Source organism: Caballeronia sp. INML1, from assembly GCF_023631085.1.
Taxonomy (GTDB): domain Bacteria; phylum Pseudomonadota; class Gammaproteobacteria; order Burkholderiales; family Burkholderiaceae; genus Caballeronia; species Caballeronia turbans.
Map to the genome: position 1 here is coordinate 1 of NZ_JALQDT010000026.1, position 24,936 is coordinate 24,936.

Genomic DNA, 24,936 nt, shown 5'->3' on the forward strand with positions numbered 1-24,936 from the left:
GAGGTGGTCGGCAAGCATCGCACCGGAAAGTTAACAGCCCGGCGCTCCGTTTACAACCACTTCTCACCCCATAAACAAAAATGCCGTTCAGCGCTAACTGAACGGCATTACCGCACGAGGCGGGGCAAACATCCTTGAGAGACGTAGCAAGGACAGAGACAACCTTCGCTACGCCAGAGAGAATAAGCCGCGACACGCATCGACCAAATCAGACCGGTCCGAATACTGTTGCCTTGTGTCAATTATCAACCGATCCCTCACGTGTTCTACGGCGACTCCACCGCGATGCAGCAGGCCGACACCCTGGCCCCCGCTTTCAGAAGAGCAGTTAGTTCGAGCCGTCTTTCGGACACTTCAGATTGCAGCCGTTGGGATCGCCCTCGTCGCCCCGGCGGCGCATCGCCGATTTCCCCTTTTGATACTTATCCGAAGGCTCTGAGGCCGCGAACTGCATCTGCGGATGCTCATTGAAGCGGAACTGGTCTTGCAGGACGCCGCCCGGCAGGCCCGGCGAATTCTGGGCAAAGGCGACAGGAACCAGATACGCCGCGCCAGCGATCAGCGCGGCGGAGGAACAGACGAGCAACGAAAGTTTCATGGCGGTATATCGCGCGAAGAGATTACGCGCAGAGCAGAGAAGTCGACAGCAAAGCGTTAGGTTATCCCAATTCGCCCCCGACGGCAGTTTTACGCCCGCCCCGCTCTCTTACCGCGCGTTTCCGAAATTCCTCACGCGCTCACTTCAGCCGCGCAAGCCGTCGTCGATATCGACGAGCAAGCCGCAGTGCGCCGGATCGTACCCTTCCAGATGAGCGACGCTGTCCGTGAAGCCCGCGCTGCGCAAGATACGCAACACAGAAGCAAGCCGCGCCTCGTCGAGCCGCGCGCGTTCGCACGCGAAAAAGTAGTCCTCGTCGATGATCGGTATGAAATCGAGTGCGAAATGCTGCGCCGCGGGCTGCACGCCGAAGCCCAGGTCGGCCATGCCACTGGCGACGAATGCGGCGATCGCCGAATGCGTGAGTTCAGTCGTCGCGTATCCATTGATCTGGTCCGGATCGACACCCACGCGACGCAACGACAAATCGAGCAGCATGCGCGTGCCCGAGCCTGCCTGACGATTGACGAAGCGCACGTCGCTGCGCGCGAGATCACGCAAGCCGCAAATACCCTTCGGATTGCCTTTGGGCAGAAAAAGGCCCTGCGTGCGACGCGTGAGCCGGATCAACTGATGCTTGTTCCGGTCCAGAAACGGCCGGTAAATCTCCGCGCAAGTCGAGCGAAACTCGCCGATCGGCAAGTGAAACCCCGCCAGTTCGCACTCGCCGCGTGCGAGCGCGCTCACCGCTTCGGCGCTCTCCCGATACTTGATGTCGACCGGCACGCGCTGATCGCCGAGCGCGCGCACGAGCGTCGCGACTGCATAACCGTGCGACGCGTGAATCCGCACCTGCGTGATGCCGCCCGCGAGACGCCGGTTCAGTTCCACGGCGACATCGTTCGCCACCGCCTGCAGAGGCGCTTCGAGCCGTTCGCCGCACACACGTTGCGCGCGCAGAACCGATTCGCCCAGTTCGGAAAGCACCGAGCCCCGCCCGCGCGATTTCGTGATCAGCGCGCCGCCGAGACGTGCTTCGATTTCGCGCAACAAACCCCACGCGTGCCGATAGGACAAACCCTTAGCGCTCGCGGCGTTCGCGATACTGCCCGTCTGCGCGACGAGTTGTAAAAGCGGCACAACCGCGCTGAGACTGGTTTCCCGGCCATCGGCATCCCGCAGGACCAGTTCGGCGCGGCATTCGACGTCCACCATATGCAATCCTCCATCCTATTGCCAAGATATATCACGGCGCCTATTGTTCTTATTCAGGCTCGGCACCCGTAATTATATCGACGCAAATATGTACCGACAAAACATATGCCGAGTGTTGGAGGAGCCCCATGACACATCCGCAGCTATCCGCCGCTGCATCCGCTGAACTCGTGCGTCGCCACGCGGTACAAGAGGCGACGTTGATGACCATTCTTCACGCCATCCAGGACGAGGTCGGCTATGTGCCTGACACGGCCATCGCGCCGCTCGCGCAGGCGCTTTCGCTGTCGCGTGCGGAAGTGCACGGTGTGATCACCTACTACCATCACTTCCGCTCCGCCCCGCCGGCGCGCGTGACCGTGCAGCTTTGCCGCGCGGAAGCGTGCCGCAGCATGGGCACGGAAGCGTTGAAGGACCATATCGAAGGGCACACGGGTTGCCGCTTCGACAGCGGTCATGCCGAAGACACCGAGCTGGAATCCGTGTTTTGTCTCGGTCAATGCGCGCTCTCTCCGTCGATGATGATCAACGGCGAATTGCACGCGCGCGTGACCCCGGCGAAGTTCGACCGCCTGTACGCCGCGGCGCAAACGAAGGTGGCGGAGGTGACGGCATGACGCGCATTTACGTTCCCATCGATTCCGCTGCGCTCGCGCTGGGCGCGGACGCCGTCGCTCGGGCCATCGAAGGCGAAGCACAGAAACGCGGCGTGGACGTGCAACTCGTGCGCAACGGTTCGCGCGGGCTCTTCTATCTCGAACCGCTCGTCGAAGTCGAGACGGCGGAGGGGCGCATCGGCTATTCGAATGTCGAAGCCGACGATGTCGCCGCGCTCTTCGATGCCGGTTTTCACGAGGGCAAGGCGCACGACAAGAACGTCGGCATCGTGGATGAGATTCCTTATCTCAAGAACCAGCAGCGCCTGACGTTCGCGCGCATCGGCATCACGGACCCGCTGTCGATCGACGATTACACCGCGCTCGGCGGCCTTCAGGGATTACGCCAGGTGCTCGACATGAACGGCGACGCAGTCTGTGAAGCGCTGCTCGATTCCGGCCTGCGTGGACGCGGCGGCGCGGCATTCCCCGCGGGCATCAAGTGGAAGACGGTGCGCGCGGCGCACGCCGATCAGAAGTACATCGTCTGCAATGCGGACGAAGGCGATTCCGGCACCTTCTCCGACCGTCTCGTCATGGAAAGCGATCCGTACATGCTGATCGAAGGCATGATCATCGCGGGCGTGGCGGTGGGCGCGACCAAGGGCTACATCTACGTGCGCAGCGAGTATCCGCATTCGATCGCCACGCTGAACCGCGCGATCGACAAGGCACGCGATGCCGGCTGGCTCGGCGCGAGCGTGCTCGGCACGTCGCATGCGTTCGAGTTGTATGTGGCGAAGGGCGCGGGCGCGTATGTGTGCGGCGAGGAAACCGCGCTGCTCGAATCGCTCGAAGGCAAGCGCGGCATCGTGCGCGCGAAACCGCCTGTGCCGGCGCTCACCGGACTGTACGGGAAACCCACGGTCATCAACAACGTCATCACGCTCGCGACCGTACCGATCATCTTCGCGAAGGGCGCGGCCTTCTATCGCGACTTCGGCATGGGCCGCTCACGCGGCACGCTGCCGTTCCAGATCGCGGGCAATGTGAAGCAGGGCGGACTCGTCGAACTGGCGTTCGGCGTGACGCTGCGCGAACTGCTCTACACCTACGGCGGCGGCACCGCGAGCGGCCGTCCGGCGCGCGCGGTGCAAGTGGGCGGGCCGCTCGGCACTTATCTGCCGGAAAGCCAGTGGGACATTCCGCTCGACTACGAGGAATACGCGAAGGTCGGCGCGGTGGTCGGTCACGGCGGGCTCGTGGTTCACGACGACACCTCGAACCTCGCCGAACTCGCGCAATACGCGATGCACTTCTGCGCGCTCGAATCGTGCGGCAAGTGCACGCCCTGCCGCATCGGCTCGACGCGCGGCGAGGAAGTCATCGCGAAGATCCGTGAAGGCGATACATCGGTGAAGCAGATCACGCTGTTGCGCGAGTTGTGCGACACCATGGTGTCGGGCTCGCTCTGCGCGATGGGCGGCATGACGCCGTTCCCGGTGATGTCCGCGCTCGATCACTTCCCCGAGGACTTCGGGCTGCCCCGCACGCCCGCACAGAAAGCGGCATAGAACAAGGAGACGACAATGTCCAACACCATCAACGGCTGCGGCTCCGGCAACTGCGCGTGCAAGAGCGCGGCGTCCGTGCAGCGCCGCGATCCGCTCGATGAAACCGACTACGGCACGCCGCTGCGTCACGCCGATATCGACGTGACGCTCGAAATCGACGGTGAATCCGTCACCGTGCCCGCGGGCACGTCTGTCATGCGCGCCGCCATCGAAGCCGGCGTCAACGTGCCGAAACTCTGCGCGACGGATTCGCTCGAGCCGTGGGGTTCGTGCCGCTTGTGCCTCGTCGAGATCGAGGGCAAGCGCGGCTATCCGGCGTCGTGCACGACGCCCGTCGAAGCGGGCATGAAAGTGCGCACGCAAACCGACAAGCTGCAATCGCTGCGCCGCAACGTGATGGAGCTGTATATATCCGATCACCCGCTCGACTGCCTCACCTGCCCGGCCAACGGCGACTGCGAATTGCAGGACATGGCGGGCGTCGTCGGCTTGCGTGAAGTGCGCTACGGCTATGAAGGCGCGAACCATCTGAAGGACAAGAAGGACGAGTCGAATCCGTACTTCACTTACGATCCGTCGAAGTGCATCGTCTGCAATCGATGCGTGCGGGCATGCGAGGAAACGCAGGGCACGTTCGCGCTGACCATCGCCGGACGCGGCTTCGAATCGCGCGTCGCGGCGAGCGAGAACGTGCCGTTCATGGAATCGGAATGCGTGTCGTGTGGCGCATGCGTCGCCGCGTGCCCGACCGCGACGCTGCAGGAAAAGACCGTCATCATGCTCGGCCAGGCCGAGCATTCGGCCATCACGACGTGCGCGTACTGCGGCGTCGGCTGCTCGCTGAAGGCGGAGATGAAGGGCAACACAGTCGTGCGCATGACGCCGAACAAGAACGGCCAGGCGAACGAAGGCCACGCGTGCGTGAAGGGCCGCTTCGCGTGGGGTTACGCGACGCACAAGGATCGCATCAAGAAGCCGATGATCCGCGCGAAGATCACCGATCCGTGGCGCGAAGTGTCGTGGGACGAAGCGATCGACTACGCGGCGAGCGAGTTCCGCCGCATCCAGGACAAGTACGGCCGCGACTCGATCGGCGGCATCACGTCGTCGCGCTGCACGAACGAAGAGACGTATCTCGTGCAGAAACTCGTGCGCGCGGCGTTCGGCAACAACAACGTCGATACCTGCGCGCGCGTCTGCCACTCGCCGACTGGCTACGGCCTCAAGACGACGCTCGGCGAATCGGCGGGCACGCAGACCTTCGCATCGGTCGAGCAATCGGATGTGATCATCGTGATGGGCGCGAATCCGACCGACGGCCATCCGGTCTTCGGCTCGCGTTTGAAGCGCCGCGTGCGTGAAGGCGCGAAGCTGATCGTGATCGATCCGCGCCGCATCGATATCGTCGATACGCCGCACGTGAAGGCGCAGTATCACCTGCAATTGCGCCCCGGCACGAATGTGGCGATGGTCAATTCGCTCGCGCACGTCATCGTCACCGAAGGCTTGCTGAAGGAAGATTTCATCGCTGAACGCTGCGAGGCGCGCGCCTTCGGGCAATGGCGCGATTTCGTCGCGAAGGAAGAAAACTCGCCCGAAGCCATGGAAGCCATCACCGGCGTGCCCGCGCAACAGGTCCGCGAAGCCGCGCGCGTCTACGCGCTGGGCGGCAACGGCGCGATCTATTACGGCCTCGGCGTGACCGAGCATGCGCAAGGCTCGACCGCCGTCATGGGCATCGCGAATCTCGCGATGGCGACAGGCAACGTCGGCCGCGAAGGCGTCGGCGTGAATCCGCTGCGCGGCCAGAACAACGTGCAGGGCTCGTGCGACATGGGCTCGTTCCCGCACGAGTTGCCGGGCTATCGCCATATCGGCGATGCGGCCGTGCGCTCGCTCTTCGAGGAAGCATGGGACGTGAAGCTCCAGCCGGAGCCGGGCCTGCGCATCCCGAACATGTTCGATGCCGCGATGCACGGCACGTTCATGGGCCTCTACTGCCAGGGCGAGGACATCGTCCAGTCGGACCCGAACACGCAGCACGTGGCGGACGCGTTGTCGTCGATGGAATGCATCGTCGTGCAGGACATCTTCCTGAACGAAACGGCGAAGTACGCGCACGTCCTCTTGCCCGGCTCGACCTTCCTCGAAAAGGACGGCACCTTCACCAACGCCGAGCGCCGCATCTCGCGCGTGCGCAAGGTGATGCCGCCGCTCGCGGGCTACTCCGACTGGGAAGTGACGATCAAGCTCTCGCGCGCGCTCGGCTATGAGATGAACTACGCGAACCCGTCCGAAATCATGGACGAGATCGCGCGCCTCACGCCGACTTTCCACGGCGTCTCGTACGACCGGCTCGACGAGCTCGGCAGCATTCAGTGGCCTTGCAACGAGAAGGCGCCGGACGGCACGCCGACCATGCACATCGACGAATTCGTGCGCGGCAAGGGACGTTTCGTCATCACGAAGTTCATCGCGACGCCGGAGAAGGTCACGCGCAAGTATCCGCTGCTGCTCACGACCGGGCGCATTCTGTCGCAATACAACGTCGGCGCGCAGACGCGCCGCACCGAGAACTCGCAATGGCACGACGAGGATCGTCTGGAAATTCATCCGGTCGATGCGCAAGATCGCGGCATCAAGATGGACGACTGGGTCGGCATCGAGTCGCGCGCCGGACAGACGGTGTTGCGCGCGAAGATCTCCGAGCGCATGCAGCCGGGCGTCGTGTATACGACGTTCCACTTCCCGGAATCGGGCGCGAACGTCATCACGACGGACTCATCCGACTGGGCGACCAACTGTCCGGAGTACAAGGTGACGGCGGTGCAGGTGATGCCGGTGGAGCAGCCGTCGCAATGGCAGAAGGACTACTCGCGCTTCAACACGCAGCAGCTCGAGCTACTCAACCTCGCCACGACCACTTCTTCAGGAAAATAACGAATGGATGTCGATAACCTGATCGAGATGGCGAACCGCATCGGACAGTTTTTCGATTCGATGCCCGACCGCGCCGAAGCCGTCGACAGCGTCGCGGATCATATCCGCCGCTTCTGGGAGCCGCGCATGCGGCTCGCGATTCTCGCCGCGCTCGACAATCCGGAAGCGAGCGCGTCGATGGAGCCGATCGTGCGCGAGGCGCTCAGTCTGCACAAGGCCGATTTGCAGCCGAAGACGGCGCCCGCCTGACGTCGTTCACGACTCAAGCGCGGATCACACCAGGCCCTGCAATGCAGGGCTTTTTTCAGTCTTCGCGGTATTCGCGTTCCGCCTGTCGCTCGGCGTTCGCGTCCTGTGCGCCGAACCAGATTTCGCAGTGACGCAGGAGCGCATGCACATCCGACGGCGCGCGACCGCGCGCGGCGATATAGCCATCGGGACGCACGAGATAGAACGCGGGACGCGTGCGGCCGTAGTTGTCGGTGAGCGAATTCGCGCCCTCGCCGCGCGTATCGGTGATGCGCCAGACGCGCACCGCGTTCGGCATGATGTTGTCGAGCGCTTTCACGAAGCCGTCGAGGTCCGGATCGCGCATCGCGTGCGCGATGGTGATCGTCGCGGGCGCAAGCGCGATGTCGTCCTCGCCGGACGGGTTCAGGAGCAGGAAAAGCGAGAAGCAGCCGGGATCGTGCAAATCGTAAAGACAGCCGACGCCGGGAAGCCGCCCGAGCGGCCCGTCGACGACATGCACGCGCGCATCGGGCGCGCGCTCGCCCGCGCGCGGGCCGCCGTCGAGCAGACGCTCAAGCGTGAGCGGGCTCTTGCGATAGTTGATCGACAGTTCGCTCACCGTGCGCCGCATCGCGTCGCGCAGCGGGCCGATCGCGGCGAGCGCGGGCATTACGTGATCGCGCATCAGTTTCATCGGGCCGTGCTCGGCGCCTGCCATCTGCGTAAGCATGCTCGTCTGGCGCAGCACGTCGCGTTCGATCGGATGCCGCTCCGTGTGATAGCTGTCGAGCAGCCGCTCGGGCGCGCCGCCCGCGAGCATCCGCGCGATCTTCCAGCCGAGATTGAACGCCTCCTGAATGCCCGTGTTCATGCCCTGCGCGCCGGCCGGACTATGCACGTGCGCCGAATCGCCCGCGAGGAACACGCGCTCGACACGCAGCCTGTCGACCATGCGGCTGTTCAGGTGAAAGTACGACGACCACGTCAGGTTCGACAGCGCGATCTTGTGATGCACGCGACGCTCGATGAGCGCACGGCATTCATCGAGCGTCGGGCCGGTTTTCGCTTCGGCCGCGTTGACGGCGCTCGCCACCGGCGCCGGCAGATCCGCGATCAGGCGCGCGCGGTCGCCGCCCATCGGGAAAAGCGCGGCGAGGCCCTCGCCCGACGCGAAGATGTGGAATTCGTCATCGGGCCAGTCGGAGTCCGCCTGGAGATCGGCGAGCAGATACGTTTGATCGAAAGTCTTGCCATCGAAACCGATGCCGAGCCGATGCCGCACGAAACTATGCGCGCCGTCCGCCGCGATCAGATACGAAGGCCGCAACAGTTCATCACGTCCGTTCGGATGGCGCAGCGTCGCCTGCAAGCCTGCCGAACCCTGCGAGAAATCGACCACTTCGACGCCGCGCTCGACATCGACGTGATAGCCCTTCAGATGCTGCGCGAGCACGCGTTCGGTCTGCGATTGCTCGAGAAAGAGCAGATACGGATAACGCGTCTGCAGCGGATCGAAGTCGAGGCGAGCGAGGCGCTGCCCGTTCGAATAGAGATTCGCGACGCGCGCGCGATGGCCGAGTTCGAGAAACGGCTTGACCACGCGATGCTGCTCGAAGAGTTCCAGCGTGCGCGCCTGAATGCCGATCGCGCGTGAATGCGGCGACGGCTCGCGCGCCTTGTCGACGAGCCTGACCGGGACGTGCGCGCGCGCGAGGCTCATCGCGGCGGCGAGGCCCGTTGGACCGGCGCCTACGATCAGAACGGGCGCCACATCCAGCTTGTCGTTCGGATTCAGCTTTGGCGCGAACATGCAGTCCTCTCCCAAACGTCACGGCGTCTAGTGTACGCCCGTACCCTCCGCTTTTAGCACGTGCGCCGGCCGCATCGGACTCAGTGCGCGTGCCCGCGCTCGCTCAGCACGCACGCGTGGCAGGCCTCGCCGAACTCCACCTGCACGGTCGCATGATGCATCGAATATTCGCGGCGCAGCGTCGTGACGACGCCCTGCACGAAGTCATCGCCGGGGTGGCCCTGAGGCATCACGAGATGGACCGTGAGCGCGTTTTCGGTCGTCGAGAGCGCCCACACGTGCAGGTCGTGCACGTCGCGCACGCCGGGAAGCTGCTTCAGATATTGCTCGACGCGCGGCATGTCGACCGAGGACGGGACCGCGGCCATCGCGAGGCGCATCGCGTCGCGCCCGAGTCCCCACGTGCCGTAGACGATGACCGAGACGACGATCAGGCTCATCAGCGGATCGAGCCAGCTCGCGCCCGTGAACAGGATGACGAGACCGCTGACCGCGACGGCGGCGGAGATGGCGGCATCGGCGGCCATGTGCAGGAAGGCGCCGCGCACGTTGAGGTCCTCCTTGCTGCCGCGCATGAAGAGCCACGCGGAGAAACCGTTCACGATCATGCCGAGCGTCGCGACGATGAACACGTCGAGCCCCGCGACGGGCGCCGGATTGAGCAGACGCTGAATCGCTTCGAGCACGATCGCGCCGCATGCGAAGAGCAGCAGCGCCGCATTGGCGAGCGAAGCAAGAATCGACGAGCTGCCGAGGCCGAAGGTATAGCGCGAACTCGGCTGGCGCTTGCCGAGCCACACGGCGCCCCATGCGAGCAGGAGGCCGAGCACGTCGGAGAGATTGTGGCCGGCATCGGCGAGCAGCGCGGTCGAATGGGCGAGAAAGCCATAGACGGCCTGCACGATCACGATCAGCACGTTCAGGCCGACCGCGAGCGCGAACGTTCGGCCCTGCCCTTCCTGCGGCGCGCCGTGATGGTGATGGCCATGCCCGCCGTGTCCGTGCGAATGCCCATGCTCGTGGCCGTGTGCGTGGCCGTCGTGATGTTCGTGTTCTTCGTGCTGATGCGTGCTCATGGGAGGTACTCGTGTTCCGGTAGCTGTCATTCGATGTCTGTGGCGTCGGCCTGCGGCTCCGCGATGTGCTCCAGCAACTCGCCCAGCATCGCGCTGATGTGGCGATCCGCCGCCACGTAGAACACCTGCTTGCCCTGGCGCTCGGCCCGCACGATCCGCGCCGCGCGCAAGAGCCGCAAGTGGTGGCTCACGAGCGACGCCGACAGCCCGAGCAACTCGGCGATCGCCCCGACCGCGCGCCGCTGTTCGACACACGCGAGCACGATGCGCAGGCGCGTCGGGTCGCCGAGCAGGCGAAACAGATCGGCGAGCGGGACGACGCGGTCGTCGGACGTGCTCGTGCTGGCAGTGGTGGACGGATCGGAAGCCACAGTCATCGCTAACATATGAATAGGTGTTCACATGTTAAGTGCCATCGCCGCAACATGTCAACGCGCTTCTCCGGAAGCGCGGCGACGGTGTGGGAAAATGCGGGGTTTGCTTTTCCCGGCCAGAAGTCTTCCCCGTCATGGACACCGTATTCGCCCGCGGTTTCGCGGCCCATCGCGATGGCCGCCTGACCGACGCGGAGCGCGACTACCAGGCCGCGCTCGCCGCCGAACCCCGACACGTCGACGCACTGCATTACCTCGGCGTGCTGCGCCATCAACAGGGCCAGCACGCGGAGGCGGCCGAGCTCGTGCGCCGCGCCGTCGAGCTGCGCCCGACCGACGCCGGCCTGCAGCTCAACCTCGGCAACGCGCTGAAAGCGCTCGGCCGCCTCGACGACGCGATCGAACGCTTTCGCAACGCACTGACGCTCGCGCCGGGTTTTCCGCTCGCGCAGTACAACCTCGGCAACGCCTACACGGCAGCCGGTCGACACGAAGACGCCGCCGATGCCTTCGAAAAGGCCTTGCGCCTGCGGCCCGACGATCCGGCCGCATGGAACAACTTCGGCAATGCGCTCTCCGCGCTGCGCCGTTTCAAGGACGCCGCGCACGCGTTCAAGCGCACGCTCGCGCTGCGCCCGCGCCATGCCGGCGCGCACAACAATCTCGGCATGGCGCTGAACGCGCTCGGCGATACGCTCGGCGCGATCGCGCATTTTCGCGCCGCGCTCGATGCCGAGCCGAATTACGTCGCCGCGCATTTCAATCTCGGCAATCTGCTCGACACGAACGGCCACCCCGAAGATGCGCTGCCGGTGCTGCGAAAGGCCGTCGCGTTGCAGCCGCACTTCGCACCAGGGTATTTCGGGCTGGGACACGCGCTCGCGAAGCTCGGGCGCCACGAAGAAGCCGTGCCGCATTTCGAGCGGGCGATAGGTCTCGATCCGAAATATGGCGTCGCATGGCTCTGCCTCGGCAACGCGCATCTCGCGCTCGGCGCACATCGCGCGGCGCTGCGCGCGTTCGACGAGGCATTGCGCATCGATCCCTCGATGCCCGCCGCGCATCTGAACCGCGCGCTCGCCCTGCTCACGACCGGCGATTACGCGCGCGGACTGCCCGCCTACGAATGGCGTTTGCAGACGCCCGGCAGCGAACCCTCGCCGCGCTTGCCGCGCTGGAATGGCGAGCCGATGCCGGGCCGCACGCTGCTCGTGCGCGCCGAGCAGGGCTTCGGCGACACCTTGCAGTTCGCGCGCTTCGTGCCTTTTGCGGCGAAGCTCGTCGGCAAGCTGGTGCTGGAAGTGCAGCCCGCGCTCGTGCCACTGCTCGCGCCGGCCGCGCATGCCGCGCGCGTCGAATTGAAGAGCAAGTCGGATGGCGCCCCGGCGCACGCGGACGCTTTCTGCCCGCTGCTCAGCCTGCCGCTCGCGCTCGGCATGACCTCGCCCGATGCAATTCCGGCCCGCGCCCCCTATCTCGTCGTGCCCGCCGATTACCGGCGCAAGTGGCGCGGCTCGATCGGCGGCCAGGCGCGGCGCAAGATCGGCATTGCGTGGTCCGGGCGGATGCAGCCAGGCGAGACGCGCGCGGTGCCGGTCGGCGAGCTCGCGCCGCTCTTTGCGCTCGAGGGCATCGACTGGGTCGTGCTCCAACCGTTCGTGACAGGCCGCGAGCATGACGTGCTGAACGCGCATCCGAACGCGAAGTCGATTCACACGCTCGAAGGCCGTCTCGAGAACTTCGCCGACACCGGCGCGATCGTCGATCGGCTGGACGGCGTCGTATCCGTGGATACGTCCGTCGCGCACCTCGCGGGCGCGCTCGGCAAGCCGCTCTGGGTGATGCTGCCTTTCGCCGCCGACTGGCGCTGGGGTATCGGCGCCGCCGACAACCCGTGGTATCCGGAGGCGCATCTCGTGCGCCAGCACGCGCCGGGCCGATGGCGCGAAGTGATCGAGGCGACGACGGCCGCGCTGGCGTTGCTGCCTGCATAAGAAGACCCCGCCGGAGCGGGGATCTTTTCGACGTTCGCGAATGCGTCAGGCCGTCTTGTACTGATTGCGCGCCTCGGGCGAGCGATACAGCACGAGCGTCGCGATCAGCCCGCAAATGGCGGCAAGGCCCATCCACAGTCCGGGCGCGGCCTTGTTTCCGGTGACATGGATCAGATACGTCGAGATCGCCGGCGTGAATCCGCCGATGGTCGTCGCGAGGCTATAGGCCATCGAGAATCCGGTCGTGCGCACATCGACGGGCATCACTTCGGTCAGCGCGACCACCATCGCCCCGTTGTAGCTGCCGTACAGGAACGACAGCCACAGTTCGCACATGAGCAGGCGCGCGAACGACGGCTCCGCGACGAGCCATTGCACCACCGGATACGACGTCAGAATGGTCAGGATCGTGAACACGAGCAGCACCGGACGGCGCCCCACCCGATCCGACACCGCGCCCATCACCGGCAGCCAGACCAGGTTGGAGATGCCGACGCACACCGTGACCACGAGCGCATCGATGGCGGAGAGCTTCAGCACTTCCTTGCCGAAGGTCGGCGTATAGGCGGTGATCATGTAGAACGACACGGTCGTCATGATGACCATGCCCATCCCGGCAAGCACGATGCCCCAGTTCTGCGCGATCGAGCGCGCGATCTCGCTCATGCTCGGGCGATGCTTCCTCGCCAGGAACTCGTCGGTTTCACGCAGCGAGCGGCGGATGATGAAGAGGAACGGCACGATCAGGCAGCCGATCAGGAACGGCACGCGCCAGCCCCAGGCGGTCATCTGCTCAGGCGGCAAGAGGCGGTTCATGATCACGCCGATTAGCGCCGCGAACACGACGGCGACTTGCTGGCTGCCGGACTGCCATGAACAATAAAAGCCCTTGTTGCCCCGCGTCGCGATCTCGGACAGATACACCGACACGCCACCCAGTTCCACGCCGGCCGAGAAGCCCTGCAGCAGCCGCCCGCCCAGCACGATGATCGGCGCGAGCGCACCGATGGTCGCGTAGCCCGGCACCAGCGCGACGCACGCGGTGCCGACCGCCATCAGCCCGAGCGTGAGGATAAGGCCCTTGCGCCGCCCGTGGTGGTCGATGTACGCGCCGAGCACGATGGCGCCGACCGGCCGCATCAGGAAGCCCGCGCCGAATACGGACAGCGCGAGCATCAGCGAGGCGAACTCGTCGCCGCTCGGAAAATAGGTCTTGGCGATCGCCGAAGCGTAATAGCCGTAGACCATGAAGTCGTACATTTCCAGGAAGTTTCCGCTGACGACGCGAAATACCGTCTTGAATTTGGATTCGTTGGCAGGTGCTATATGGGTCGTGGACATGACTTTCTCGGGAGCTGTGGGCCGCACTTCGGTTCTGCGCGATCGCAAAACCGTACACGGCCGTCCGGACGTGACCGGCCGCAAGACTGAGGCGGATTCTGTTTCGGTTCTTGTAAATGCGAACGCCCTCGATCTTAACGCCGCGCCACCGATGACTGCACGCAACTTCGCTCAATTTCACGCAAACAATATTAAAATACGGTTACGTACGCCTAACTTAAACATTACAAGCAGCCCATTCATGAATACGGAAATCTCGCTACGCGTCGCTACGACGAACGACACGGCGCTCATCGCCTCGATGCACGCCCGCAGTTGGGCGTCGGCATATCGCGGCATCCTGCCGGACACGTATCTCGATCGCGATCTTCAGGCCGAGCGCGTCGCGCACTGGGACGCGCGCATGAAGGATGTCGCGGCCGGCACGGCGAGCGTGTTCATCGCGGAGCATGCAGGCGAACCGGTCGGCTTCATTTGTCTCGTCGAGCCGGACGAGACAGGCAGCGTGCTCGTCGACAATCTGCACGCGCTGCCCGGGCATCGCGGCCTCGGCACAGGCACCGTGATGCTCGACGAAGCGGCGCGCTGGGCTCGCTCGCGAGGCGCACGGCAACTGTATCTCTCCGTGCTGGAGCAGAACGCTGCGGCAATCGGCTTCTATGAATCGCGCGGCTGGACGTTCGCCGAACGCGAAGCGGATCACATGGCAGGCATCGACGTCTTCTCACTGCGCTATGTGTTTGCGCTCGACTGAGCATAAGGAAATCACACCTGTCAATAAGCATTCCTGTCAAAAACAGACAATAGGAATCTTCTGGTCGTCGGGCACGTAACCGTTTCGTATGATCGCGGGTCAAATTTCGGCCATCCTCGCGCCGAACCCGCGGTGCTATCTCCTTGCGCCCCGAAGGTCCGGGCGGACCGTCTCGTTTGCCCGCGCCCGGGCGCATGCATGTGGAAACTTCATGTCCGAACCCTTGATCGTAGTGGAAGGCAATCTGCGTCTGCCGACGACGCGCTCGCCGGCGGATCCGTCCTTGAGCTTCGGTTTCGAATGGTCACCTATGCGCTCGCGCCCGGTTCAGTCGCAGTCCGAAACTGCGCTTTTCGCGGCACGCTTCGTCACCGCCTATGTGCCGGCCCTCAGTCTGTCCGACATCCACTCGCCTTACCGCGCCACGAGCCTCTGGGGCGTCTTCTCCAAGGAAGAGATTCCGCGCGCGATGCTGCACCTGACCGAAGGCTCGGACACTCCAGACCAGGCCGGCGAAACCCGCGCCGCTCCCGTTCATCTCGCGGTCAACGCGCCGTCGGACGCCGGCAAGCATGGCTTCAGCAAGCCGATCGTCGCTACTATCGCTGCGGCTTGCGGCGTGCTCATCGTATGGTTGCTGTTCAGTCACGCACCGGTCTCGCGAAGCACTATGCGCACCGCGCCGGCCGAAGAAGTCAGGATTCGCACGCAGCCGGGCCAGCCCGCAGCCGCTACGGCAGCGCTCACGGCCACTGCGGCACCCACGCGCGGCCAGATCGCGCAACCATCGGAAGCGCTGGCTTCATCGGCAGTCGCCGCGCCGGTGAGCGCGGACAGCCGCACCATCGCAGCCGTGGACCCGGCCGCGACTGACACGAAAGCTGCGCCTGCCGCGACGACGCCGGAAAAGACACGCGTGCGTTTCATCGCGCCAACGGAGGACCGCAAGCACAACGTTCGCGTGAGAGCCGTGCTGACGCCGCACACGAAGCGCGCGGCATTGCGTGCTCACACGGTTGGCGAGCGCGTCGTGAAGCAAGAGGCGCCGCGGCGCGCGCACGCGACATCGGTCGAAAGAGTCGCAAGCCAGCCGACGAAGGTTGCCGTGTCGATGGACCCGACCACGCTCTATTCGATGCTCCAGCATTCACCGACCCTCGACAGCAACGCGGCCTCCTACGGCCGCGGCGCTGCGAACGGCGCGCGTTAGCCGCGCTACATGCACCGCCAGCCCGATCAACCATTCCGGCCCCGACGCCAACATGATGCAACTACGTTATCTCCGTTACGCGACGCTCACGCTCGCCTTATCCCTCTGTGGCCTCCTCGCGCCGTTCACGAGCACGTTCGCGGCACCCGCGACGGCAAAAGCCGCCGCGACGACGGCTCAAGTTGCGGCTCCCGCAAACGAGCCCGCACAGTCCGCACTCATGGATCTGTCCGATCTGAACGCCGATTCGAACGCGCCGCGCGTCGAAGGCAACATCGCTGAATTGCAGAATCTCGCGCAGGCGGGCAGCCTCACGGAACTGCGCGCGACGCACAACGGCAGCTACGGCGCGAAGCTCTTCTTCCTCGCGCAAGAGATGCTGTACTACGTCGCGCTCTCGCAGGACGCGCGCTGGTGGCGCGTCGTCAAGACACAGGACGCTGCCCGCGCCGAATCGATCTATGCGCAGTTCTCGCGCAAGAGCTTCGAACTCGCCGATGGCGAAATCCGCCGCACGCAATTGCAGGCGCAGAAGGCGTTGCTCGAGCGCGTGATCGCGAAATCGGCTGACCGTGCGAACCGGCTCACCGCCGACCTCCAACTCGCGCAGCAGCAGGATTCGCAAGTGTCGCAGCGTCAGCAGCAATTGCAGGCCGAATCCGCCGTGCTGCAGACGGACAAGCTGGAAGCCGAACGCAAGCTGCGCGCGCTGCAATTGCAGGTCGAACAGCTTCAGAAGCAGACGGAAGCGGGACTCGCACCGGTGAGCGTGACGCCATCGCGGTGAGATCGGCTGCACGCATCTGAAAACGAAGAAGGTCCGCTCGAATCGAGGGGGCCTTCTCGTTTTGCGACATGCCGAAACGCGAATTCGGCTCAGAAATTCGGCTCAAAAGCGCGTTTCGCGGGCGACGCGCAGGAACGTATCGAGCAGCGGCGTGCAATCGAGCAGTTCCGCGCCGCCCGCCCGATGAAACTCCGGATGCCATTGCACGCCGACGACGAACGGAGCCTTCCGATAACGCACCGCCTCGATGATCCCGTCCGCCGCCGACACCGCCTCGATGTTCAGATCGCGCCCGATCGACTTCACCGCCTGATGGTGGATCGAGTTGACGATCGCCTCGCGCTGGTTCGGGAACATGTTGGCGAGCGTGGAACCATCGGGGAAGCGAATCGAATGGCGATGCTGGTCGTAGTGTTCGTTGACGTGGATGCCGGCCGTCGGCACATCGGTGGCGATGTCGCCGTAGAGCGTGCCGCCGAACGCCACGTTGATCAGCTGACAGCCACGGCACACGCCGAGCACGGGCTTGCCCGACTCAACGAACTCATGCAGTAGTTCCAGCTCATACATGTCGCGCACGCGGTCGCCCGGCCATTCGGGACGCGTCGTCGCTTCCTCGTAGGACTGCGGAGAAACGTCGGCGCCGCCCTGGAGCAGCAGGCCGTCGAGATGCTTCGCATAGTCACGCAGACGGATGTTGCTCGGATGCAGCATCCCTTGATGGCCGACCGTCGGAATCATGAACACGAGCACGTCGCGCGACATGACCCAGTGCGCGATCGACTCCTCGAGATATTGCAGCGTCTTGCCGCGCAGCCCTTTCGCCCCCGGCTCGGGATGAAAGATGCGCGCCGATACGCCGATACGCAACGTACGTTGCGTGATGCGCTGGCCCGCGCGGTCGAAAATCTGACGCGCACGCGCGGCGATGATCCGGCCGAACACGGACCACGCCGAATCCGAGTGCTTGAGATATGCGGGCTGTGCCGGCGCTGCCGCCTCTTCGGACAACGGCAGCGGCGGCGGATTGAGCTTGCTGAAGTCCGGCGCCTCCGTCAATTCGGGCGGCAGGACGGTCGCGCGGCCGGTCGGCGAATCGGACGCCGCGGAGTGCGCACTGGCCGTGCTCGCGGCTTCCGCTTCGGTCGCGGCTTCGAAATTCTCGGCGAGACTCGCCTTGGGCTTGCCGGATGCGCGCGGTGTTTCGCGCACCGTGGCTTCCTGCGCCGCAGCCGCGCTCGCCGCCGATGCGCGCGCGTCGCGGGCGGCCTGCTGCGCTTCGTCGCGGCGGGCCTGCGCCGTGTCGACCGGTTCGACGTTCGATGCGCTGGAAGGCGCATCCGTCGCTGCCCGCTCGGTCGCGCTCGCCTTCAGGCCGGGCGCCGAGGCCGCTGCCGCCGCTTCGGGCGGCGCCGTGGGATTCGCGCTGTGCGGAGCGGCTTGAGAGTCGGCGGCGCTTGCGCGCGCGGCGGTGCTGCTTGCGTCGTTGGACGTTTTGTTATCGCTCATTCCGGATTCAGGCGCTCGAACGCCATAAGGAGAATGCACAGACTCCGATTATCCGCCTCAGACCGGCACGGGGCAAACCAGCAAACATTTGGTCACATCGGCTCACATTATCGCGGGGAACCCTTCAGCCGCTGTAAGGGCAATCCCGTGAAGAAAGCCGTCAATGGTCGCGCGGTTCCTCGAAAGTCTCGCGCAAGGCGATCTGCATCGTCGCGTGGATTTTCACGCACCAGCGCCACAACACCGTCAGCAGGAGCGCCGCGCACAGCAGCACGCCGACCATCAGGCCGAACGGCGGCAGGATGCCGCCCGACAGCGCCGCGACGAGCAGAAAGACGCCGAACATCGCGACGATCGGAATGAGCCCGGAGATCGCCGAGCGGATCGCGCGCGTGAAGCGCCCCGCTTTCGCGGGCTGCACGCTCACTTCGGCGAGCAGCAGCGCGAGCGATTCGAGCTTGCGATACACCGCGACCAGAAACGGCAGCGCGATCACGAGCGCCGCGCTCCACAGCACGACGCGCCGCGCGTTGTCGGTGTCGAGCCAGCGCGCCAGATAGCCCGACGCGAAAGGCGCCGAATACGACGCGCCGAGGAAAATCGCCGCGACGAGCGCGAGATTCACCGCGATCTGCAGGACGATGCGCCGCGTCATCGAGAAGAGCGTCGGGCCGCCGGAGACGGGCGTGAGGCTCGCGAGCCACTGCGAATAGAGTCCGAAGGTATGCGCGAGCGGCGCGGGCATCGCACGGGCGAGGCGCATCGTGAGCGGATCGGCGGCGCGGATCAGATACGGCGTGAAGAGCGTCGTGAGCGCGGACACGGCCACCGCGATCGGATAGAGAAAGCTGCTCGTGACCTTGAGCGACAGCCCGAGCGAGGCGATGATGAAAGAGAACTCGCCGATCTGCGAGACGCTCATGCCGACACGCATCGACGTGCGCCCGTCCTTGCCCGCGAGGAACGTGCCGAGCCCGCACGAGACGATCTTGCCGAGCACCACGGCGAAGGTGATGACTGCGATTGGCCACGCGTAATCGACGAGCACGGACGGATTCAGCAGCAGGCCGATGGTCACGAAGAAGATCGCCGAAAACATGTCGCGCACGGGCGCGATCAGATGCTCGATGCGCGCGAGATGCTTCGATTCCGCCATGATCGCGCCGATCAGGAACGCGCCGAGCGCAATCGAATAGTCGAGCTTCACGACGAGCAGGCAGAAGCCGAAGCAGAAGCCGAGCACGGTGACGAGCAGCATCTCGTCGCTCTTCGCGCGCGCCACGTAATTGAGCGCGCGCGGCACCGTCAGAATGCCCACGACGAGCGAAACCGTCATGAAGAGCAACAGCTTGCCGAGCGTGACGACGGCGACGCCCGCGCTCACCGAGCCCGTCTGCGCGATCCCGGAGAGCAGCACGAGCATCGCGATAGCGAGGATATCCTCGACGATCAGAATGCCGAACACGATCTGCGCGAAGTGCTCGCCCTTCATGCCGAGTTCGGAGAGCGCCTTTACGATGATCGTCGTCGACGAGATCGCGAGCATCGCGCCGAGAAAGAGCGAGTCCATCGCGGTCCAGCCGAACCATCGCCCGATCTCGTAGCCGACCCAGATCATCAGCACGATCTCCGAGAGCGCCGCGACGAACGCCGTCGCGCCGACCTCGAAGAGCTTGCGCAGGCTGAATTCGAGCCCGAGCGAGAACATCAGGAACACGACACCGAGTTCGCCGAGCGTCTGGATCGTCGCTTCGTCGTGAATGAGATTGAACGGCGGGGTGTACGGCCCGATGATCACGCCCGCGGCGATATAGCCCAGGACGACCGGCTGCCGCAGACGGTGGAACAGCACTGTCACGACGCCCGCGATAGCCATGATCACCGCGAGATCCTGAATGAAGCCTATCGCGTGATGCATCAAACAATTCCTTACAAAAATATAACCAGGAATTCGATGTTACAGCACGGATGGGACAATCCTGCGCCCAGGCAATAATGCCGGCTCAAAAAAGTCCGGAGCGAGGAGGCGCATCGCGCTGGTGCATGCACGAAGCGAAAGAAGAAAAAGAAAGCCCGCGCGAACGGCGGGCCGGGATGGCGCGATCGACGTGACGAAACGCGGCGCTCAGACCGCCGCTTCGTTTTCCTCGCCGGTGCGGATACGGATCACGCGCTCGACATCGGCGACGAAGATCTTGCCGTCGCCGATCTTGCCGGTGCGCGCAGCGCCGATGATTGCGTCGATGACCTGATCTGTTTGATCGTTTGCGACGACGACTTCGATCTTCACCTTCGGCAGAAAATCGACGACATACTCTGCACCACGATAAAGCTCGGTGTGCCCTTTCTGGCGGCCAAAGCCCTTCACTTCCGTGACCGTGAGGCCCGTGAGACCCACTTCGGCGAGCGCTTCGCGGACTTCGTCGAGCTTGAACGGTTTGATGATGGCGGTGATGCGTTTCATGGCGTGCCTCGCGTAAAGATCGATTCAAGGGTTCGAAAAAAACGTCGTGCCCCGCGTGGGGCAGATGGTTTCGATTCTAGCCGCGTTTCATCGAGCAAGCCGTCCGGAAAATCGCGAGGTGGCCATGTAATGACGGAATTTCGCGCGCCATCACTCTTTCGCAGGAACGCGTTCGAGGTCCTTGAGCCATACCGTTGCCTGTGCGTCGCTCGGCGCACGCCAGTCGCCGCGCGGAGAAAGCGAGCCGCCCGAGCCGACCTTCGGCGCGTTCGGTATGCATGACCGCTTGAACTGGCTCGTGCGGAAGAACCGATCGAGAAATATCCGCAGATTCTTGCGGATCTCGCCGAGGTCGTACTGATTCCGCGCGACTGTCGGACCTTCCGGCCACGCGCCCGCATCGCGGTTGCGCCATGCATGCAGCGCGAGGAACGCGACCTTCGTTGGTGCAAATCCGAAGCGCAACGTGTAGTAGAGGTTGAAGTCCTGCAGTTCGTACGGACCGATGACGCTCTCCGTCTTCTGCTCGACCACGCCGCTCGTCTTGCCGGGAATGAGTTCCGGACTGATGTCGGTGCTCAGGATGTTTTCGAGCACATCGGTTCCGGCGCCGCCGATCTGCCCCGACTCCGCGACCCAGCGCACCAGATGCGTGATCAAGGTCTTCGGCACGCTCGCGTTGACGTTGTAGTGGGACATGTGATCGCCCACGCCGTAGGTGCACCAGCCGAGTGCGAGCTCGCTCAGGTCGCCCGTGCCGATGACGATCGCGTTGTTCAGATTCGCGAGCCTGAACAGATGGCTCGTGCGCTCGCCGGCCTGAACGTTTTCATACGTGATGTCGTACTGCTCTGCGCCCGAACTGTGCGGATGGCCGATGTCCGAGAGCATCTGCACGCAACTCGGCCGGATGTCGATCTCGCTTGCCGTGCAGCCGACGACTTCCATCAGCTCGCGCGCCTGCCGCAGCGTGCGATCGCTCGTTGCGAAGCCCGGCATCGTGTAGGCGAGGATATTGGCGCGCGGCAAGCCGAGACGGTCCATCGCCTTCGCGCACACGAGCAGTGCATGCGTCGAGTCGAGCCCGCCCGAAATGCCGATGACGACCTTCGACATGCCCGACGACTGAAGCCGCTGCAACAGCGCCTGCACCTGAATGTTGTACACCTCGTTGCATCGCTCGTCGCGGCGCGCGGCGTCGGCGGGTACGTAGGGAAAGCGCGCGACGCGACGTTCGAGCGGCAGCTTCTCGTCGGCCGGCACCGCCAGCGGAAATTCGACGACATCGAATTGTTCGACTTCGTGTGCGTGCCGGTGCGTCGAGCGGCCGAACGTGGTTTGTCTCATGCGTTCGCGCGAGAGCCGTTCGAGATCGACATCCGCGAAGATCAGATGTGACTGATCCGAGAAGCGCTCGGACTCCGCGAGCAGTTCGCCGTTCTCGTAGATGAGGCCCTGCCCGTCCCAGGCCAGATCGGTGGACGATTCGCCATTGCCCGCCGAGGTGTACAGATACGCCGCGACGCAACGCGCGGACTGCTGCCCGACGAGCTGATGCCGATACGCCGACTTGCCCACGACGATATTCGACGCCGACAGATTCACGAGCACGGTGGCGCCGGCGAGCGCCGCGAACGACGACGGCGGAATCGGCACCCACACGTCCTCGCAAATCTCGACGTGAAATCTGAAGAGCGGAAGATCCTTGATCTGAAACAGCAGCGATGCGCCGAACGGCACGTCCTGACCGCAGAGCGTGAGCGTGTTCGTCGCCGCGGCATCGGCGGGGCTGAACTGACGCGCCTCGTAAAACTCGCCGTAGTTCGGCAGATAACTCTTCGGCACGACGCCGCGAATGAATCCGTCGGCGATGACGATCGCGCAATTGAAGAGCTTGTGCTCCGCCTTGATCGGCGCGCCGACGATCATCGCGATATTCAGTCCCTTCGACGCGTCCAGAATGCTTTGCAGTGCGTCTTCGCAGGCATCGAGCAACGCGCGCTGATGGAAGAGATCGTCGCACGTGTAGGCGGAAATGCCGAGCTCGGGAAACGCGACGAGCACCGCGCCGCGCGCGGCGGCCTCTCTCGCCAGCTCGATCGTCTGCGCCGCATTGAACGCCGGATCGGCCACTTTGCAGGCCGCAACGCCGACCGCGACGCGCGCGAAGTCGTGGCTGTACAGGTTGAAGAAGTTTCTGTTCATGGTCGACATGGATGTGCGCGTATTGCAACGAAAGGTCCCGTCGATTATCGCATCACGTCTTCTTCCTGAACGGCGTATGCGCTTCGAGTTCCTCGATATGCTGATCCATTGCCTGCGTCTCGGCATCGAGAAACTCGGCGATCGCGTGCGCGAAACGCTGGTCGGCGATCCAGTGAGCGGACCATGTCGGCGTCGGCAGGAGACCGCGCGACATCTTGTGCACGCCCTGCGCGCCGCCCTCGAAGCGCGCGAGCCCGTGCTCGATGCAATACGCGATGCCCTGCATGTAGCACGTCTCGAAGTGCAGCCCCGAGATGAATTCGCGGGTGCCCCAGTAACGGCCGTACATCGTGTCGCCGCCGATCATGTTGAGCGCGCACGCGAGCCGCTCGCCGTCTGCTTCGGCGATCACGAGCAGCATGCTGTCGGGCGCGCTGGCGTGAATCTGGCCGAAGAATTCGCGCGACAGATATGGCGCGTTCCAGTGCTCGCGATACGTGTTGTCGTAGCAATCGTAGAAGAAGTCGAGCGCGCTTTCGTCGATCTGCGCGCCGCGCAGCCACGTGTACGTCACGCCCGCTTGCGTCACGCGCCGGCGGTCCTGCTTCACTTTCTTGCGCTTGTCGTGGCTCATCGTCGCGAGAAAGGCGTCGAAGTTCGCGTAGCCGTCGCCGGGCAGGTTTTCCCAGTGAAACTGCACGCCTTCGCGCAGCATGTAGCCCGCGTCGGTCAGCGCCTCGACGTCCTGCGCGTGCGGAAACAGCACATGCAGCGACGACAGTTCGAGACGCCGCGTCAATTCGATGGCGCCACGCGCGAGCAACACGCGATCCTCGTGATGCGCGGCGATGAGGCGCGGCCCCGTCACCGGCGAAAACGGCACGGCGGACAGCGCCTTCGGGTAATAGCGCAAGCCGTGGCGCTCGAAGGCGTCGGCCCAGGCGTGATCGAACACATACTCGCCGCGCGAATGCGATTTCAGATAGAGCGGCATTGCGCCGGCGAATTCGCCGCCGCGCTTCAATATCAGATGATGCGCGCGCCAGCCGGTGCGCTTGACGGCGCAGCCCGTTTCCTGCAACGCCGAGAGAAACGCGTGACGCACGAACGGGTTATCGCCGGCGAGCCGGTTCCAGTCGTCGGCCGGAATTTCGTCCAGCGCATCGACTACATGAATTTCGACCTCGCGATTCAACAGGCTACCTCGCTGAAATATCGATGAGCGCGAGCCGTGCAAAAGCGGCGCCCGAAAGCGGCTATTCTCGCGCAAGTCGAAGCAGCACGCCGAAGCGGACAAAAGCGCCCCGACGCGGTGCTTTCGGCGATAATGCGCGGCAAATCATTCATCGAGCGCCGGCCCAACGCAATGCCGTGGTTCCTCTATCTGATCGAATGCGCCGACGGCAGCCTCTATACGGGGATCGCGACGGACGTCGAAGCGCGCTTCTGCGCGCATGCGAGCGGCAAGGGCGCGCGCTATACGCGTGCAAGGAAACCTCTCCGAGTGCTGGCGTCGTTCGAATTGGCAGGGAGATCGGAGGCGTTGCGCGCCGAATATCGTGTGAAGCGTCTGAGCGTGCAGCAGAAGCGCGCGTTGATCGCGGGAGAGCGGACGCTCGAATCGTTGCTGCCCCAGACCGAAGCAAGCGAAGAAGAATAAAAAACGCCGCCGCGTTTCGGCAACGCGGCGGCGTTTCGTCAAAAAGCGCGCTTACTTCTTGAAGTTCGCGACGCCTTCAGAGATTTCCTTGTGCGCGGCGTCGATGCCCGCCCAGCCTTCGACCTTCACCCACTTGCCCTTTTCGAGCGCCTTGTAGTTCTCGAAGAAGTGCTTGATCTGGTCCTTCAGGTATTCGGGCACGTCGTCGATCGACTTGATGTTCGCCGTCATCGGGCAGATCTTGTCGTGCGGCACCGCGACGAGCTTCGCATCCACGCCGGATTCATCGGTCATCTGCAGCATGCCGAGCGCACGCGCGCGCACGACCGAACCTGCGAGCAGCGGAAACGGCGTGATGACGAGCACGTCGACCGGGTCGCCGTCACCGGAGAGCGTTTGCGGAATGAAGCCATAGTTGGCCGGATAGCGCATGCCGGTGCCGATGAAGCGGTCGACGACGAGCAGGCCCATGTCCTTGTCCGCTTCGTATTTGACCGGATCGCTTTGCGCGGGAATCTCGATGATGACGTTGAAATCCTGGGGGAGATCACGGCCGGGAGGTACGTTGTTGAAGCTCATGAGCACTCTCTGGAGAAGT

21 protein-coding genes are annotated in these 24,936 nt (G+C 64.3%); 9 read left to right on the plus strand and 12 right to left on the minus strand.

The annotated features are described in order from the left end of the window. Positions 1-328: 328 nt before the first annotated feature. Entirely contained in the window at positions 329-598 is a 270-nt protein-coding gene (locus NCR38_RS09910; RefSeq protein WP_250476933.1) for a hypothetical protein, read from the minus strand. A 144-nt stretch (positions 599-742) separates the two neighbouring features. Beyond that, positions 743-1,813 carry a substrate-binding domain-containing protein gene (locus NCR38_RS09915; RefSeq protein ID WP_250476934.1) on the minus strand — a complete coding sequence of 357 codons (1,071 nt, stop codon included), beginning with the start codon at positions 1,811-1,813 and terminating at the stop codon, positions 743-745. Between the two features lie 128 nt (positions 1,814-1,941). Between NCR38_RS09915 and NCR38_RS09920 the strand changes: the two genes are divergently transcribed. Genes NCR38_RS09920 through NCR38_RS09935 form a run of 4 tightly spaced genes read left to right on the plus strand, consistent with a single transcriptional unit; the run spans position 1,942 to position 7,172 of the window. Beyond that, positions 1,942-2,430 carry an NAD(P)H-dependent oxidoreductase subunit E gene (locus NCR38_RS09920; protein ID WP_250476935.1) on the plus strand — a complete coding sequence of 163 codons (489 nt, stop codon included), beginning with the start codon at positions 1,942-1,944 and terminating at the stop codon, positions 2,428-2,430. Beyond that, positions 2,427-3,983 (plus strand): NADH-quinone oxidoreductase subunit NuoF, encoded by a 1,557-nt coding sequence (locus tag NCR38_RS09925; RefSeq protein ID WP_061121156.1) that lies wholly within the window; start codon positions 2,427-2,429, stop codon positions 3,981-3,983. The genes NCR38_RS09920 and NCR38_RS09925 overlap by 4 nt, the downstream gene beginning before the upstream one ends. A gap of 15 nt (positions 3,984-3,998) precedes the next feature. After that, the gene (gene fdhF / locus NCR38_RS09930) at positions 3,999-6,923 is read left to right on the plus strand and encodes a formate dehydrogenase subunit alpha (RefSeq protein WP_250476936.1); all 2,925 of its coding nucleotides are present in this window, start codon (positions 3,999-4,001) and stop codon (positions 6,921-6,923) included. Positions 6,924-6,926: 3 nt separating this feature from the next. Then, the gene (locus NCR38_RS09935; protein ID WP_061121154.1) at positions 6,927-7,172 is read left to right on the plus strand and encodes a formate dehydrogenase subunit delta; all 246 of its coding nucleotides are present in this window, start codon (positions 6,927-6,929) and stop codon (positions 7,170-7,172) included. A gap of 55 nt (positions 7,173-7,227) precedes the next feature. Here the strand turns inward: NCR38_RS09935 and NCR38_RS09940 are convergent, their stop codons facing one another. The 3 genes from NCR38_RS09940 to NCR38_RS09950 form a co-directional block, all read right to left on the minus strand. Continuing rightward, positions 7,228-8,964: an FAD-dependent monooxygenase gene (locus NCR38_RS09940; RefSeq protein ID WP_061121153.1), complete on the minus strand. Its 1,737-nt coding sequence runs from the start codon at positions 8,962-8,964 to the stop codon at positions 7,228-7,230. Positions 8,965-9,044: 80 nt separating this feature from the next. Further along, entirely contained in the window at positions 9,045-10,040 is a 996-nt protein-coding gene (locus NCR38_RS09945) for a cation diffusion facilitator family transporter (protein ID WP_061121152.1), read from the minus strand. A gap of 26 nt (positions 10,041-10,066) precedes the next feature. After that, positions 10,067-10,426 (minus strand): metalloregulator ArsR/SmtB family transcription factor, encoded by a 360-nt coding sequence (locus NCR38_RS09950; protein WP_061121151.1) that lies wholly within the window; start codon positions 10,424-10,426, stop codon positions 10,067-10,069. A gap of 122 nt (positions 10,427-10,548) precedes the next feature. Here NCR38_RS09950 and NCR38_RS09955 point away from each other — a divergent pair, with 122 nt between their 5' ends. Further along, a complete protein-coding gene (locus NCR38_RS09955; RefSeq protein WP_250476938.1) occupies positions 10,549-12,408 on the plus strand; it encodes a tetratricopeptide repeat protein in 1,860 nt (619 codons plus the stop codon). A gap of 45 nt (positions 12,409-12,453) precedes the next feature. Here NCR38_RS09955 and NCR38_RS09960 read toward each other — a convergent pair whose 3' ends face one another. Further along, positions 12,454-13,749: an MFS transporter gene (locus NCR38_RS09960; RefSeq protein ID WP_061121149.1), complete on the minus strand. Its 1,296-nt coding sequence runs from the start codon at positions 13,747-13,749 to the stop codon at positions 12,454-12,456. Positions 13,750-13,990: 241 nt separating this feature from the next. Here NCR38_RS09960 and NCR38_RS09965 point away from each other — a divergent pair, with 241 nt between their 5' ends. The 3 genes from NCR38_RS09965 to NCR38_RS09975 all read left to right on the plus strand — a co-directional run bounded on the left by NCR38_RS09965 (position 13,991) and on the right by NCR38_RS09975 (position 16,500). Next, entirely contained in the window at positions 13,991-14,503 is a 513-nt protein-coding gene (locus NCR38_RS09965; RefSeq protein ID WP_061121148.1) for a GNAT family N-acetyltransferase, read from the plus strand. Positions 14,504-14,714: 211 nt separating this feature from the next. Then, positions 14,715-15,713, plus strand: a complete 999-nt coding sequence (locus NCR38_RS09970) for a hypothetical protein (protein WP_143756432.1) — start codon at positions 14,715-14,717, stop codon at positions 15,711-15,713. 52 nt (positions 15,714-15,765) lie between these two features. Next, complete coding sequence (locus NCR38_RS09975; RefSeq protein WP_061121146.1) at positions 15,766-16,500, plus strand: DUF2968 domain-containing protein; 735 nt, start codon at positions 15,766-15,768, stop codon at positions 16,498-16,500. A 102-nt stretch (positions 16,501-16,602) separates the two neighbouring features. Here the strand turns inward: NCR38_RS09975 and NCR38_RS09980 are convergent, their stop codons facing one another. The 5 genes from NCR38_RS09980 to NCR38_RS10000 form a co-directional block, all read right to left on the minus strand. Next, entirely contained in the window at positions 16,603-18,009 is a 1,407-nt protein-coding gene (locus NCR38_RS09980) for a gamma-glutamyl-gamma-aminobutyrate hydrolase family protein (protein ID WP_250476939.1), read from the minus strand. A gap of 160 nt (positions 18,010-18,169) precedes the next feature. Further along, positions 18,170-19,927 (minus strand): cation:proton antiporter, encoded by a 1,758-nt coding sequence (locus tag NCR38_RS09985; RefSeq protein WP_250476940.1) that lies wholly within the window; start codon positions 19,925-19,927, stop codon positions 18,170-18,172. A 207-nt stretch (positions 19,928-20,134) separates the two neighbouring features. Beyond that, positions 20,135-20,473, minus strand: a complete 339-nt coding sequence (gene glnK / locus NCR38_RS09990) for a P-II family nitrogen regulator (RefSeq protein ID WP_008342452.1) — start codon at positions 20,471-20,473, stop codon at positions 20,135-20,137. A 150-nt stretch (positions 20,474-20,623) separates the two neighbouring features. Continuing rightward, positions 20,624-22,678, minus strand: coding sequence for an NAD(+) synthase (locus NCR38_RS09995; protein ID WP_250476954.1), 2,055 nt, complete (start codon positions 22,676-22,678; stop codon positions 20,624-20,626). Positions 22,679-22,730: 52 nt separating this feature from the next. After that, a complete protein-coding gene (locus tag NCR38_RS10000) occupies positions 22,731-23,873 on the minus strand; it encodes a GNAT family N-acetyltransferase (protein WP_061121143.1) in 1,143 nt (380 codons plus the stop codon). Between the two features lie 171 nt (positions 23,874-24,044). On the opposite strand from NCR38_RS10000, the gene NCR38_RS10005 reads away from it, so the two are divergent. Beyond that, positions 24,045-24,338, plus strand: coding sequence for a GIY-YIG nuclease family protein (locus NCR38_RS10005; RefSeq protein WP_061121178.1), 294 nt, complete (start codon positions 24,045-24,047; stop codon positions 24,336-24,338). Between the two features lie 51 nt (positions 24,339-24,389). Here NCR38_RS10005 and ppa read toward each other — a convergent pair whose 3' ends face one another. After that, positions 24,390-24,917, minus strand: a complete 528-nt coding sequence (gene ppa, locus NCR38_RS10010) for an inorganic diphosphatase (protein ID WP_061121142.1) — start codon at positions 24,915-24,917, stop codon at positions 24,390-24,392. Between the last annotated feature and the right edge of the window lie 19 nt (positions 24,918-24,936).